Raw genomic sequence first — 14,243 nt, 5'->3', positions numbered from 1 at the left:
TTATTCATTATGATAAAGCAACAAAATGTTAAATTAGGTTTTGCATTAGCTATGTTAACCGCAGTGATGTGGGGAATAGTGCCAGTTGCAATGAAATATGCATTGGTTGTTGTAGATCCATTGACATTAGCGTGGTCACGTTTAGGGATGTCAGCAATCGGAATTACCATTTGGTTAGCTTATAAAAAACAATTTCCTAATTTTGCGCTGTTTAAAAAGCGTCGTCGTTTTATCCTATTGATGATTGCTGGTTTCGGACTACTGGGTAATTTTGCGCTATTCGCTAGTGCTGTACAGTATCTATCTGCTACAACTTCCCAAGTTATTGGTCAAACTGGTATTGTTATATTTATGATTTCAAGTGCTTTTGTTTTTAAAGAGCGATTAAGACCTACTCAGATTATTGGTATTTTAATATTACTCACTGGGTTAGTATTATTTTTTAATAAAAATATTGCCGATCTATTTAACCATATGTCCTCATATGGTATAGGTGTTTGGCTTGGATTATTAGCGTCACTCTCTTGGGCGTGTTATGCTCTGGCGCAAAAAGTGTTATTACGTAAATTACGTGCAGAACAACTACTTTGGTTAATTTACCTAATCTGTACGGTCTTTTTATGGCCATTTGCTTCACCAAGTAAAATTGCTAATGCAGATGCAACCCAACTATTTGCGATTATCTTTTGTGGTTTGAATACGATTATTGCTTATGGGGCATTAGTGATGGCAATGGAGAGGTGGCAAGCAGCGCAAGTTAGTGCTTTGACAACACTAACCCCTCTGTTTTCGCTGATTTTTTCAGATCTGTTTGCTTTGATTTGGCCAGAAAAATTTGCTATGCAATATTTAAATATTTTAGGTTATATTGGCGCAATATCTGTCGTTGCTGGTGCTATGTTTGCCACAATTGGACATCATGTATGGCACCCAAGAAAAGGATGGCTAATTAACCGGAAAAAAGAGGAAAAGACATGAAATTTGTTGATGAAGCTTCAATCCGAGTTGAAGCCGGTGACGGCGGAAATGGTTGCGTAGGTTTTCGTCGTGAAAAATATATTCCAAAAGGGGGACCTGACGGAGGAGATGGTGGTGACGGCGGTGATGTGTTTTTTATTGCCGATGAAAATCTCAATACCTTAGTTGATTTTCAATTTGAAAAAAACTATCGCGCTGAGCGTGGACAAAATGGACAAGGTTCAGATTGTACTGGTAAACGTGGTCGTGATATCACCGTTAAAGTTCCAGTAGGGACACGAATCACCGATAAATATACCGGAGAAGTTATTGGTGATCTAACGCATCACCAACAAAAAGTATTGGTCGCAAAAGGTGGTTTTCATGGTTTAGGTAATGCACGCTTTAAATCATCGGTTAATCGAGCGCCAAGACAAAAAACTGACGGTACACCAGGTGAAAAGCGTGATGTCTTGTTAGAACTATTACTTCTGGCTGATGTTGGGATGTTAGGTTTACCTAATGCCGGTAAATCAACCTTTATTCGATCTGTTTCAGCAGCTAAACCAAAAGTTGCAGATTACCCATTTACGACTTTAGTTCCTAGTTTAGGCGTAGTAAGAATGGATAATGAACAAAGTTTTGTGGTGGCAGATATTCCCGGATTGATTGAAGGTGCTTCTGACGGTGCAGGTTTAGGTATTCGTTTCTTAAAACATCTAGAGCGCTGTCGTATTTTAGTGCATTTGGTTGATATTGCTCCGATAGACGGTTCCGATCCGATCGAAAATGCCAAAGTTATTATCCAAGAACTTAATCAATATAGCGAAAAATTAGCTAATAAACCACGTTGGTTAGTCTTTAATAAAATGGATGTATTAGGCGCAGACGAGAGTGCCAAACGAGCAGCCGAAATTGCTTTAGCTCTTGATTGGCAAGATAAATATTATGTTATCTCAGCAGTTAATCGTGAAGGAGTTAAAGCATTATGTTGGGATCTCATGGACTACATGAGTACTCATCCTCGTGAAGCAGAGCAAGAAGAGTCATCATCTGAAAAAGTTGAATTTATGTGGGATGATTATCATCAAAAAGCAATGGAAGAAGTATTTGACGATGATGATGACGATTTTGACGACTGGGATGAAAGCGATGAAGAGGGTGTCGAAATTATTTATCAAAAATAATTATCAATCAATTTTACCCACATCCAATTAAACATGATCTAGTCAAAATTCTTAAAAGTGCAGAGGCTACTTTGCACTTTCAAATCTTTTCTTATGTATATTAATCATTGGTCTTTCTTGCAAAGTTATTGAGGAAGAAAAATATTTTTTATTATTTTGCAAAAAGTCAAAATAACGCTTGCTTTTAATAATGAGAATGATTATCATTATTCTGTACTTTGTTGGAACGTCTCAAGACTTCTAAGAAAGTATGACATTGCTCACATTGCTTCCAATGTTTGCCAGCCTAGTATTTCTAAGCTGGCTTTTTTATTGATTAGGATCAACATGATCAGTCACTTCATTTAGAAATAATCAATCATGCTATAGCAACTATTATCCTTGGGTTAAGGTATCTTTCACACTATAAAAACGCATGTATCAATTTTAGCGTTATCATTGGTAAATTTTTTATATTGATCTTTTTTTTTGTAGTAAAAGCAATCTTTGCGTTAATCGTATCTTATTTATTGTTTTGAAAATCTTGGTTATTGGACAATTGATTATTAATATCAAACAAAATGAGTAATGCAGCATTACCACCAAACTCTTTAGTCGCTTGATGAAAGCAGATAATTTGTGGGTGTTGTGCTAGCCACATCGGCGTTTGTTTTTTTAAGATATTTTTACCATGACCATACATAATACAAGCACAGTGCGCTCTTTCACGTAAACACGCTGCAATAAGTGCAGCTATCTCTTTTTTGGCTTCAAGTAGTGTTAATCCGTGTAAATCTAAAAAAAATTCCGGCTCATAAAAGCCACGACGTAATTTTTTGATTTCATTAGGATCTGCATTTTCTCGACTGTAACGAATGGGATCTTCTTGCAATAATGGATGATAGTCATCAGAAAAATAAAACTCAGCATTAACTTTTTCATTTTGGTTTTTCTGAGATTCTATCGCTTTTTGAGAACGTTTTAATGGTTTATGGATAACAGTGTCTTGTTTGAGTTTTTTTGTATTACCAATACTACTTTTAAACAAGTTTATCTCATCATGGCTTAATTTAAATTTATCTGACATTGATTCTCACTCAGGGTAAACTTTATGTTTAAATTCACATAAATCTTCAATAACACAAGCCCCACATCTTGGTTTCCTTGCTATACAAGTATAACGTCCATGCAAAATTAACCAATGGTGGCAATTTATTTTATATTCATCAGGCACCACTTTAAGTAGTTTTTTTTCTACTTCTTCAACCGTTTTTCCTGGTGCAAATCCTGTTCGGTTGCTTACCCGAAATATGTGAGTATCAACGGCTATTGTTGGCCAACCATAGGCGGTATTTAAGACAACATTCGCTGTTTTTCTACCTACTCCGGGAAGTTCAATCAGTGATTCAAAATTTTCTGGTACTTCACCTTGATATTTATCTACCAATATTTGGCATGTCTTAATAATATTATCTGCCTTGCTATTATAAAGTCCTATTGTACGAATATAGTTTTTTAACTTATCTACTCCAAGCGCTAAAATTTGTTCAGCAGTATTGGCGACAGCAAATAAAGGCTTAGTTGCTTTATTAACACTAACATCAGTTGCTTGCGCCGAAAGTACGACGGCAATAAGTAACTCAAAAGGTGTTGTATAAACAAGTTCAGTTGTTGGATCTTTAATATGATCTTTTAATCGCGCTAAAATTTGAATACGAGTTGCTTGTTTCACAAAATAATGATTTTCAGAAGTATTGAGTCTGTTATTATATACTCTATTTAAAGATTTTATGCAGGCTAAATTAGATTATTTATATAAATTAGCTTTAAGTAACCTAATATAATTAACTTATTTTGTAAAAATAATCGATTTTGTACTCTATATTCTCTTCTGTTCCAAAGAGCATGATATTCATGCATCACCTGCTTTTTAGCAAGGTGTTTTTATGATAAGCTAGCCGACTAATTTTTGAATTTATAAACAGGATTTTGAATTTATATGTCGTTACCAATGATTGTCACCTTTGCTGTGTACATTTTAGGCATGATTGCAATTGGCTTTATTGCGTTTCGTGCAACGCAAAATTTTGGTGATTATATTTTGGGTGGACGTCGTATCGGTAGTGTTGTTACAGCGCTCTCAGCGGGAGCTTCCGACATGAGTGGTTGGCTGTTAATGGGGCTGCCAGGTGCGGTTTTTTTATTTGGTATCTCTCAAAGTTGGATTGCTGTTGGTTTAATTATAGGTGCTTATTTAAACTGGTTACTGATTGCAGGACGATTACGGGTTTTTACTGAAATAAATCATAATTCATTAACTTTACCCGATTATTTTGCTCGCCGTTTTGACGATAAAAGCTCATTATTACGCATTATATCAGCAGTTATTATCCTAATCTTTTTTACTATTTATTGTGCTTCAGGCGTAGTTGCTGGTGCCAAGCTATTTGAAAGTACTTTAGGGATGAGTTATGGCTGGGCGATGTTAGCAGGTGCAGGTGCAACTATTGCTTATACATTTATTGGCGGTTTTTTAGCAGTTAGTTGGACCGATACTATTCAAGCGAGCTTAATGATGTTTGCACTTATTTTAACCCCAATTATGGTAATGGTTAATGCTGGCGGGTTTAGTGATGCAATGGCTAATATTGAGTCTTTAAATCCTGATTATACCAATATATTTGCGCATATGGATTTTGTTGCCATTATTTCATTATTAGGTTGGGGGCTTGGTTATTTTGGTCAACCGCATATTTTAGCTCGGTTTATGGCGGCTGATTCTCACGAGGTAATGAAAAATGCACGTCGCATTAGTATGACATGGATGATTTTATGTTTACTCGGTGCAATTACAGTTGGTTTTTTTGGTATTGCTTTTTTTGCTAATCATCCAGATTTAGCTTATTTAATTGATAATAATAAGCATGAACGTATTTTTATTGAGTTATCTAAATTACTCTTTAATCCTTGGATTGCAGGTATACTACTTGCTGCTATTTTAGCAGCGGTAATGAGTACTTTGAGTTGTCAATTACTGGTTTGTTCAAGTGCTTTAACTGAGGATTTTTATCGTGCTTTTATTAGACCAAAAGCAAAGCAAAGAGAGCTTGTTTGGGTGGGGCGGATAATGGTGTTATTTGTTTCGCTAGTAGCCATTTTATTAGCAATTAATCCAGACAACAGTGTCCTTGATTTAGTCAGTCATGCATGGGCTGGGTTTGGTGCTGCGTTCGGTCCTATCGTTGTGTTTTCAGTTTTTTGGTCGCGAATGACGCGTAATGGTGCATTAGCAGGAATGATAGTTGGCGCGGTAACAGTATTACTTTGGATTAATTTTAACTGGTTTAATCTTTATTCACTAATTCCGGGATTTTTATTTGCTTCGATAGCAATCATTATTGTTAGTCTATGTGGTAAAAAACCCAATGAAATAGTGGAAGATCACTTCAAACAAGCGTATAACCGTTATCATACTAAAACAGAATAAACTTAACTAAAATAGAATATAAACGAAATAAAAATTTAATAGGTAAATATCATGACAAAAAATGTGATCAAACAACTGCAAGAACGTGGACTGATTGCTCAGCTTACAGATGAAAAAGCTCTAATTGAGTTGATTGAACAGAATCCTATTGCACTTTATTGTGGTTTTGATCCAACTGCCGATAGCTTGCATCTTGGTCATTTAGTCCCTTTACTTTGTTTAAAACGCTTTCAATTAGCTGGTCATAAACCAATAGCTTTAGTTGGTGGCGCAACAGGATTAATTGGAGATCCAAGTTTTAAAGCAGTCGAACGTAAATTGAATACGGAACAGACAGTTGTTGAGTGGAGCGAAAAAATCAAACAACAAGTTTCACCTTTTTTAGATTTTAATTGTGGAGAAAATGCTGCTATCGTTGCCAATAACTATGATTGGTTCAGCGGTATGAATGTATTAACTTTTTTACGTGATATTGGTAAGTATTTTTCGGTTAATGCCATGATTAATAAAGAGTCGGTGAAACAGCGTATTGATCGTGATGATGTTGGTATTTCGTTTACTGAATTTTCTTATAGCTTATTACAATCTTATGATTTTGCTTGTTTAAATAAGTCTCATGATGTTGTTTTACAAATCGGTGGTTCTGATCAATGGGGTAATATTACCGCAGGAATCGATCTAACTCGTCGTTTACATCAAAAACAAGTTTATGGTTTAACCGTGCCACTTATCACTAAATCAGATGGTACCAAATTTGGTAAAACTGAAAGTGGTGCTGTATGGCTCGATCCGAAAAAAACTAGCCCTTATAAATTCTATCAATTCTGGATTAATACCGCTGATGCAGATGTTTACCGCTTCTTAAAATTCTTTACCTTTATGCCGTTAAATGAAATTGATGCTTTAGAACAAGAAGATAAAAATAGTGGTGTTGCTCCTCGTGCGCAATATGTATTAGCTCAAGAAGTTACTCGGTTAGTACATGGAGAAGAAGGACTTACTGCAGCTAAACGAATTACCGATAGTTTATTCTCCGGTAAATTAAGCGACTTATCTGTAACAGATTTCGCTCAATTAGCCCAAGATGGTATGCCAACTGTCACTGTTTCAGGTGATGTAGACTTACAACAAGCTATCGTTAATGCTGAATTTGCGCCGTCGAGGGGGCAAGCTAGGACAATGATTGAATCGAATGCAATCTCAGTCAATGGTGAGCGTAATACCACAATTGATTACCGTTTTTCAGATAGTGATAAACTTTACAATCGCTATACATTACTTCGTCGTGGTAAAAAATATTACTGTTTACTCATTTGGAGTTAATTTATGAAGAACATTTTATCTATTCAGTCACATGTTGTATTTGGTCATGCCGGTAATAGTGCAGCTGAGTTCCCTATGCGTCGTTTAGGTGTAAATGTTTGGTCTCTAAATACAGTACAATTTTCAAACCACACTCAATATCGGCAATGGACAGGTACAGTTATGCCTGCATCTCATTTAGTTGAAATCGCAGACGGTATTAATGCTATAGATGAATTAAAGCGATGTGATGCGGTATTAAGTGGTTATATGGGATCACCTAAACAGGGCGATGCAATCATTGAAATAGTCAAAAAAGTAAAGGCTGCTAATCCTAATGCCCTTTATTTTTGTGATCCAGTGATGGGACATCCTGAAAAAGGGTGTTTTGTTGCACCAGGTGTGTCTGAGTTTTTGTGTCATACCGCTTTATTCATAGCCGATATGCTGGCACCTAATATTTTAGAGCTAGAAGAGCTAAATGGTAAGCAACGTATAAATAATGTTGCGCAAGCTGTTTTAGCATGCCGAGAACTTTGTAAAAAAGGACCTAAGGCCATTTTAGTTAAACATTTAAGTCGCGCTGGATACCATAAAGATCGCTTTGAGATGTTACTTGTGACCCCAGATCAAGCGTGGCATATCGATCGTCCGTTAGTTGATTTTGGTATAAGACAGCCTGTCGGTGTAGGCGATATGACCAGTGGACTATTTTTAGCTAATATTTTACTTGGAAAATCAATGGTAGAGGCTTTGGAACATACCACCGCAGCAGTTTATGCTGTGATGCTTGAAACCTTAAAACAAGGCGAGTATGAATTACAGATAGTGGCCGCACAAAAAGAAATAGAAAAACCGACACAGTGGTTTACTGCAAAAAAAATTGATTAATTATCAAAATATGTAAAAATGGAAGCAATTTAAGACTTATAAATATTATTGAGGGGATAATGGACAATATTTCGTTGGGTATGATGCTCTGCAATTTAAGAGAACAAAAAGGATTAACTCAAGATGATATTGCTAGTAAAATTCATGTTCGAAAAACGGTGATTGCAGATATAGAAAACGATCATATAGTTCAAACTCCTCTAGTCTATATAAAAGGTTATATCCGTTCTTATGCTGAGATTGTGGGTTTATCTACCGATGAATATCAGCCTCATATCGATGCACTGGCACAACAATATACCTCCCAACAAAAAAATTACATACAAAAATGTAAAAGAAAAAAAATTGGTAAAAAACTCTTACTCATCTGTTTACTTTTTATCATTGGTACTGCAGGTATAGCGTTTTATTTTATTAGCAAAGAAAATAAGACGAATTTTGTTGAAGTTAGTCATTACATTTCTCCATCATCATCTGATCATATTAATAGTTAGCAATTTTTCTTATTCTGATACAGACATTTGTCTTAAATCTTGTTAAGATTGCGGGCTAGATATTTTATGATAAAGTTAGGCATATTATGAGTCATCAAGGTTCACCGATTAAGAGGCGAGAATCTACCCGAATTTATGTCGGTGATGTGCCTATTGGCGGCGGCGCTCCAATTGCAGTCCAATCGATGACAAATACTCGAACAACCGATGTTGAAAAAACGGTTGCTCAAATTCAAGCTCTTGAGCGTGTTGGAGTCGATATTGTTCGAGTTTCAATACCAACGATGGATGCAGCTGAAGCTTTCAAATTTATTAAACAACAAGTAAAAGTACCGCTTATTGCCGATATTCATTTTGATTATCGTATTGCTTTAAAAGTTGCAGAATATGGGGTTGATTGTTTAAGAATTAACCCCGGTAATATTGGTAACGAATCGAGAATTCGTGCCGTAGTAGATTGTGCCAAAGATAAAAATATTCCGATTCGAATTGGTGTTAATTCAGGATCGCTTGAAAAAGATATACAAGAAAAATATGGTGAACCGACACCACAAGCGATTGTAGAGTCAGCCATGCGTCATGTAGACATTCTCGATCGGTTTAACTTTGAACAATTTAAGGTTAGTGTTAAAGCCTCTGATGTTTTTACGGCGGTTGATGCTTATAGATTGCTTGCTAAACAGATAAAACAACCGTTACACTTGGGGATCACTGAAGCTGGTGGTGTGCGTAGTGGCGCTATTAAATCTGCAATAGGATTGGGTTTGTTATTATCAGAAGGAATTGGTGATACTTTGCGGGTATCATTAGCCGCAGATCCGACCGAAGAGGTAAAAGTCGGGTTTGATATTTTAAAATCTTTGCGGATCCGCGCTCGAGGTATTAATTTTATTGCATGCCCAACTTGTTCTCGTCAAGAATTTGATGTGATTAGTACAGTAAATATTTTAGAGCAACGATTAGAAGATATTGTTACACCTATGGATGTATCGATTATAGGTTGTGTTGTAAATGGTCCTGGTGAAGCATTAGCCTCTACTATGGGGGTTGCCGGAGGTCATAATAAAAGTGGTTTTTATGAAGATGGTGTTCGTATCGGTCGTATTGATAACGAAAAGATGATTGATGAATTAGAGGCTAAAATTCGCACTAAAGCATTAATGTTGAAGAATCGAATCACCACCACAGAATTATAATTTATGAGATAGCGAATTGAACGAATGACAGAGAAAAAAATCCAATCTATACGGGGAATGAACGATTTACTCCCAACAGAAAGTGCGAGTTGGCAAAAGATTGAAAAAATCGTCAAAAGTGTCTTAAATAGTTATGGTTATAACGAAATTCGAACACCTATTGTAGAAGATACAGCTCTTTTTAAACGAGCGGTTGGTGAAGTAACCGATATTGTTGAAAAAGAGATGTATACCTTTAACGATCGTAACGATGAAAGTATCACATTACGTCCGGAAATTACGGCAGGTTGTGTTCGAGCAGGTATTGAACATGGTCTTTTTTATAATCAAGAACAACGTCTTTGGTATCTAGGACCTGCATTTAGGTATGAAAAGCCTCAAAAAGGACGTTATCGTCAATTTCATCAGTTCGGTGTAGAAGTATTTGGACTAGAAGGCCCCAATATTGATGCTGAACTTATTCTTTTGACTGCTCGTTTTTGGAAAGCGCTAGGAATTGAAAAACATACTTCACTCGAACTTAATTCTATTGGTTCATTAGAAGCAAGAGCAAATTACCGTAAGGCATTAGTTGATTTTCTTGAACAGCATAAAGATAAATTAGATGAAGACTGTTTACGTAGAATGTATACTAATCCATTACGTGTACTTGATTCAAAAAATCCGGTGGTACAAGAACTACTTAATCAGGCACCAAAACTGTTTGATTATTTAGATGCTGAATCGAAAGATCATTTTGAAGGTTTGTGCAAATTGTTGGATAATGCAGGAATAAAATATAATATTAATCAAAGATTAGTAAGAGGTTTAGATTATTATAATCGTACAGTCTTTGAATGGGTTACCAGTAGTTTAGGTGCTCAAGGTACAGTTTGTGGTGGTGGGCGTTATGATGGGCTTGTTAGTCAGCTTGGTGGTCAATCAACACCTGCCGTTGGTTTTGCAATGGGTGTTGAACGTTTAGTTTTATTGGTTCAGGCTGTTAATCCATTATTAAATTGTGATAATTCAATTGATATTTATATGATATCATCAGGTGATGAAAAAACGATCTCTGTTGCACAAGCTATGGCAGAGCTATTACGTGATGGATTACCTGATAAAAGAATTATGACTAATTATGGCTCTAACAATTTTAAGAAACAATTTGCTAAAGCAGATAAGTTAGGTGCTAAAATAGCGGTTATTATTGGGGAAGATGAACTAGTCAACCAATCAGTAACGATCAAAAATCTACAAACAGGCAAGCAAGTTCAAGTAGCACAAAAAGAGATTGCTCAAACTTGTTTGGCGATAATGTAAGTAAGGGAAACAGGAGAAAAACGTGAGTAATCAATTATCTAGTGAAGAGCAACTTGCCGGTTTAAAAGAGTTTCTTGCTAAAACATGGAAAATTATTGTTGCGGTTATTGTAATTGGATTATTAGCTTTTTGGGGTTGGCGCTATTGGCAATCTCATCAAGAACAGAAAATGCTTGAATCATCTGAACAGTATGAACAATTAGTTGCAAAGTTAGATACTAATAATCCTACTTCAGTTGATGAGTTAGTCGCGTTTGCTAAAGAGACGAGTAATATTTATAGTGTCTTTGCTAATCTTAGAGCGGCACAATTTTACGTTGAAGTACTGAAAAATTATTCAGGAGCTCAAGAGTTATTAGCAGATGGATTAAAGAAAACCGATGCAGAACCAATTCAAGCGATTATTAATATTCGTATCGCACGTTTACAACATCAACTAGAGCAATATCAAGATAGTTTAGATACTTTAACTAAAGTTACTGAGCCTACATGGGCGCCTATAGTTAATGATATTCGCGGTGATGTGCTAGTGAAAATGACTCGATACGCAGATGCTATTGATGCTTATAAAGTTGCGTTAGATTCGTCACCAACTCCAGATTCAGAAATAAATATCAAGATGAAATTGAATCAAGCTGAATATTTAAAAGCTAAACAACAAGTTGAACAACAAGAAGCACAAGCTGCTCAGGAAAATGCAGCTCCAGAGGCTCAGGCTAAAGACGAAGCCAAAACAGAAGAAAGTAAAAATTAATTTATCCTGCTATAAGGGTCTATAAAATGAAGTTATCAAAATGTCTTTTTACCGGTGTATTAATGTTTTCACTTGCTGGATGTTCTTTATTTGGTGGTGAAGAAGAAGTTGTACAGGTGGCTCCTTCACCAACGGTAAATAACCAATTTCCTATTCAACAAATATGGCAAAACAGTACATCAGGTAATACACTTATTTATTCGTTATTAGGTCCTATCAATTATGATAATGCCATTTATGTAGCAAGCCGTAGCGGACAAGTTAAAGCGATTGATTTATCAAGTGGTCATACATTGTGGGATATAAATTTATCTAAAAGTTCACTTTTCAGTAGTAAAACAGCCCTATTTTCTGGAGGCGTAAGCGCTGATGAAAAATATGTTTATGTGGGTAGTGAGCGTGCTGTTGTTTATGCATTAGAGCGTGATAACGGTAAAGTTGTATGGGAAAAATCAGTAAAAGGTGAAGTTCTTGCTCGTCCTGTCTCATCTGATGATAAATTAATCATCCATACCGCTAATGGTTTCTTGCAAGGGTTAAATCGTGATTCGGGTGAGGAGCTATGGGATATTTCACTTGAAGTCCCACCACTTTCACTAAGAGGTAATTCAACACCAACTATTGCGCATGATGCTGCGATTGTTGGTGATGATAATGGGCGAGTCGATGCTTACTACATTAATGATGGTCAACTAATTTGGCAACAACGTATTTCACAACCATCAGGCTCAACTGAAATAGCCAAATTAAATGATGTTGATTCAACGCCAGTAGTTGAAGGTAATCAGGTTTATGCTGTAGGTTATAATGGTAATGTTGTTGCTCTTGATTTAAGTAGTGGTCAAATTGTTTGGCGTAAACAATTAGGATCAACTCATAGTTTTGCAGTTGATACTGGTCGTTTATATGTCGTTGACCAAGATGATAATATTCAAGCCATAGCTAAAAACGGTGGTGAAGTAATTTGGAAACAATCAGACTTTTTACATCGCCAATTAACTGATCCAGTTATCTATCAAAATTATATTGTTGTCGGTGATTTTGAAGGTTATCTATACTGGTTAAATATTGAAAATGGTGAACTTGCTGCTAAATCTCAAGTAAGTAGTAGTGGATTAATATCTAGACCGTTAGTTGTAGACGATAAATTAATTGTTCAAGCAAAAAATGGTGATATTTACGCTTTTACAAAAAACTAAAATAATTAGAGAGTAAGCATGGTACCTGTAGTAGCATTAGTTGGCCGACCGAATGTTGGAAAGTCAACTTTATTCAATCGGTTAACTCGAACTCGAGACGCGTTAGTTGCTGATTTTCCCGGATTAACTCGTGATCGTAAATATGGACGCGCTGAAATTAAAGGTCATGAGTATATCGTCATAGATACCGGTGGTATAGATGGTACTGAAGAAGGGATTGAAAGCTTCATGGCCGATCAATCTCTACAAGCTATTGAAGAAGCCGATATAGTCCTTTTTTTAGTCGATGCAAGAGCTGGCGCAATGCCTGCCGATCATGCGATAGCTAAGCATCTACGTTCCCGTCAAAAAGCGACTTTCTTAGTTGCTAATAAAATTGATGGTATCGATGCTGATACTGCAATTTCTGACTTTTATGCATTAGGTTTAGGTGATATTCATCCTATTGCTGCGAGTCATGGTCGAGGTGTTAATTCGTTAATTGAAACGGTATTAGATCCTATTTTTCAATTTGAAAAAGTTGATGAAGTTAATTTGGATGATAACCATGATGAGCAATATCAAGATTTACCCGAATCTTATGATGATTTAGCGTTAGATGAAACGGAATCTTTGATTAACCAACCAATCAAAGTTGCTATAGTTGGTCGTCCTAATGTGGGTAAGTCAACACTAACTAACCGGATATTAGGCGAAGACCGAGTAGTAGTATATGATATGCCCGGCACCACGCGTGATAGTATCTATATACCAATGACGCGGGATGAACGTGAGTATATTTTAATTGATACCGCAGGAGTTCGTAAACGAGGTAAAGTTACTGAGACAGTTGAGAAATTCTCGGTAATAAAAACGTTACAAGCTATTGAAGATGCCAATGTAGTTATATTAGTTATTGACGCAAGAGAAGGGGTTTCTGATCAGGATTTATCCTTACTTGGTTTTATTATTAATAGTGGGCGCTCACTTGTAATAGCAGTAAATAAATGGGATGGTTTATCACAAGATATTAAAGAGCAAGTGAAAACTACGTTAGATGATCGACTTGATTTTATCGATTTTGCTCGTCTTCATTTTATTTCAGCACTACATGGTAGTGGTGTTGGTAATTTATTTGATTCAATCCAAGAAGCATATGATTGTGCTACGCGTCGCGTCAATACGGCATTATTAACTAAAATCATGCAAATGGCGCAAGATGATCACCAACCACCATTAGTCCGAGGTAGGCGTGTAAAATTAAAATATGCTCATGCCGGCGGTTATAATCCTCCTATTGTGGTTATTCATGGAAATCAAGTAGAAGATTTACCTGATTCCTACAAACGTTATTTGATGAATTATTTTAGGCGATCATTAAAGATTATGGGTTCTCCGATACGAATTCAATTTAAAGAAGGAGCTAACCCATTTGAAGGAAGAAAAAACAGTTTAACTGCTTCCCAGCAACGGAAACGTCGCCGCTTAATGAAACATGTTAGAGGACGTAAGTAGT

The 14,243-nt window shown here is 36.1% G+C and carries 13 protein-coding genes; 11 read left to right on the top strand and 2 right to left on the bottom strand.

Annotated features, from left to right (window positions below):
- The first annotated feature begins 9 nt into the window (after positions 1-9).
- Entirely contained in the window at positions 10-978 is a 969-nt protein-coding gene (locus A9G11_RS12720) for a DMT family transporter (protein WP_065619968.1), read from the top strand.
- On the top strand, positions 975-2,144 hold the full coding sequence (gene cgtA / locus A9G11_RS12715) for an Obg family GTPase CgtA (protein ID WP_065619967.1): 1,170 nt from the start codon (positions 975-977) through the stop codon (positions 2,142-2,144). The genes A9G11_RS12720 and cgtA overlap by 4 nt, the downstream gene beginning before the upstream one ends.
- Before the next feature lie 502 nt (positions 2,145-2,646).
- On the opposite strand, the gene smrB is transcribed toward cgtA, so the two are convergent.
- Together smrB and nth are read right to left on the bottom strand one after the other, a co-directional pair.
- Positions 2,647-3,210 (bottom strand): endonuclease SmrB, encoded by a 564-nt coding sequence (gene smrB / locus A9G11_RS12710; RefSeq protein ID WP_065619966.1) that lies wholly within the window; start codon positions 3,208-3,210, stop codon positions 2,647-2,649.
- Positions 3,211-3,216: 6 nt separating this feature from the next.
- A complete protein-coding gene (nth, locus tag A9G11_RS12705; protein WP_065619965.1) occupies positions 3,217-3,855 on the bottom strand; it encodes an endonuclease III in 639 nt (212 codons plus the stop codon).
- A gap of 261 nt (positions 3,856-4,116) precedes the next feature.
- Here nth and putP point away from each other — a divergent pair, with 261 nt between their 5' ends.
- The 9 genes from putP (at position 4,117) to der (ending at position 14,242) form a co-directional block, all read left to right on the top strand.
- Entirely contained in the window at positions 4,117-5,610 is a 1,494-nt protein-coding gene (gene putP, locus A9G11_RS12700) for a sodium/proline symporter PutP (RefSeq protein ID WP_065619964.1), read from the top strand.
- Positions 5,611-5,661: 51 nt separating this feature from the next.
- The gene (gene tyrS, locus A9G11_RS12695) at positions 5,662-6,933 is read left to right on the top strand and encodes a tyrosine--tRNA ligase (protein WP_218056150.1); all 1,272 of its coding nucleotides are present in this window, start codon (positions 5,662-5,664) and stop codon (positions 6,931-6,933) included.
- 3 nt (positions 6,934-6,936) lie between these two features.
- The gene (gene pdxY / locus A9G11_RS12690) at positions 6,937-7,803 is read left to right on the top strand and encodes a pyridoxal kinase PdxY (RefSeq protein ID WP_065619962.1); all 867 of its coding nucleotides are present in this window, start codon (positions 6,937-6,939) and stop codon (positions 7,801-7,803) included.
- A 59-nt stretch (positions 7,804-7,862) separates the two neighbouring features.
- Positions 7,863-8,297: a helix-turn-helix domain-containing protein gene (locus tag A9G11_RS12685; protein WP_065619961.1), complete on the top strand. Its 435-nt coding sequence runs from the start codon at positions 7,863-7,865 to the stop codon at positions 8,295-8,297.
- Between the two features lie 86 nt (positions 8,298-8,383).
- Positions 8,384-9,493, top strand: coding sequence for a flavodoxin-dependent (E)-4-hydroxy-3-methylbut-2-enyl-diphosphate synthase (gene ispG / locus A9G11_RS12680; protein ID WP_065619960.1), 1,110 nt, complete (start codon positions 8,384-8,386; stop codon positions 9,491-9,493).
- 24 nt (positions 9,494-9,517) lie between these two features.
- The gene (gene hisS, locus A9G11_RS12675) at positions 9,518-10,795 is read left to right on the top strand and encodes a histidine--tRNA ligase (protein WP_065619959.1); all 1,278 of its coding nucleotides are present in this window, start codon (positions 9,518-9,520) and stop codon (positions 10,793-10,795) included.
- A 22-nt stretch (positions 10,796-10,817) separates the two neighbouring features.
- Complete coding sequence (locus A9G11_RS12670; protein ID WP_065619958.1) at positions 10,818-11,549, top strand: YfgM family protein; 732 nt, start codon at positions 10,818-10,820, stop codon at positions 11,547-11,549.
- 26 nt (positions 11,550-11,575) lie between these two features.
- A complete protein-coding gene (gene bamB / locus A9G11_RS12665) occupies positions 11,576-12,748 on the top strand; it encodes an outer membrane protein assembly factor BamB (protein ID WP_065619957.1) in 1,173 nt (390 codons plus the stop codon).
- A gap of 18 nt (positions 12,749-12,766) precedes the next feature.
- On the top strand, positions 12,767-14,242 hold the full coding sequence (der, locus tag A9G11_RS12660) for a ribosome biogenesis GTPase Der (RefSeq protein WP_065619956.1): 1,476 nt from the start codon (positions 12,767-12,769) through the stop codon (positions 14,240-14,242).
- Position 14,243: the final 1 nt, after the last annotated feature.

Origin of the sequence: Gilliamella sp. wkB108, assembly GCF_001690195.1 — a bacterium.
Classification (GTDB): Bacteria; Pseudomonadota; Gammaproteobacteria; order Enterobacterales; family Orbaceae; genus Gilliamella; species Gilliamella apicola_L.
The sequence above is the reverse complement of the archived record's forward strand: the minus strand, read 5'-3'. Positions and strand labels throughout refer to the sequence as shown.

Excerpts from the sequence above, each read along its gene's own strand:
- A9G11_RS12720 (WP_065619968.1), top strand. The coding sequence starts at position 10 with ATGATAAAGCAACAAAATGTTAAATTAGGTTTTGCATTAGCTATGTTA.
- cgtA (WP_065619967.1), top strand. The coding sequence starts at position 975 with ATGAAATTTGTTGATGAAGCTTCAATCCGAGTTGAAGCCGGTGACGGC.
- smrB (WP_065619966.1), bottom strand. The coding sequence starts at position 3,210 with ATGTCAGATAAATTTAAATTAAGCCATGATGAGATAAACTTGTTTAAA.
- tyrS (WP_218056150.1), top strand. The coding sequence starts at position 5,662 with ATGACAAAAAATGTGATCAAACAACTGCAAGAACGTGGACTGATTGCT.
- pdxY (WP_065619962.1), top strand. The coding sequence starts at position 6,937 with ATGAAGAACATTTTATCTATTCAGTCACATGTTGTATTTGGTCATGCC.
- A9G11_RS12685 (WP_065619961.1), top strand. The coding sequence starts at position 7,863 with ATGGACAATATTTCGTTGGGTATGATGCTCTGCAATTTAAGAGAACAA.
- ispG (WP_065619960.1), top strand. The coding sequence starts at position 8,384 with ATGAGTCATCAAGGTTCACCGATTAAGAGGCGAGAATCTACCCGAATT.
- hisS (WP_065619959.1), top strand. The coding sequence starts at position 9,518 with ATGACAGAGAAAAAAATCCAATCTATACGGGGAATGAACGATTTACTC.
- bamB (WP_065619957.1), top strand. The coding sequence starts at position 11,576 with ATGAAGTTATCAAAATGTCTTTTTACCGGTGTATTAATGTTTTCACTT.
- der (WP_065619956.1), top strand. The coding sequence starts at position 12,767 with ATGGTACCTGTAGTAGCATTAGTTGGCCGACCGAATGTTGGAAAGTCA.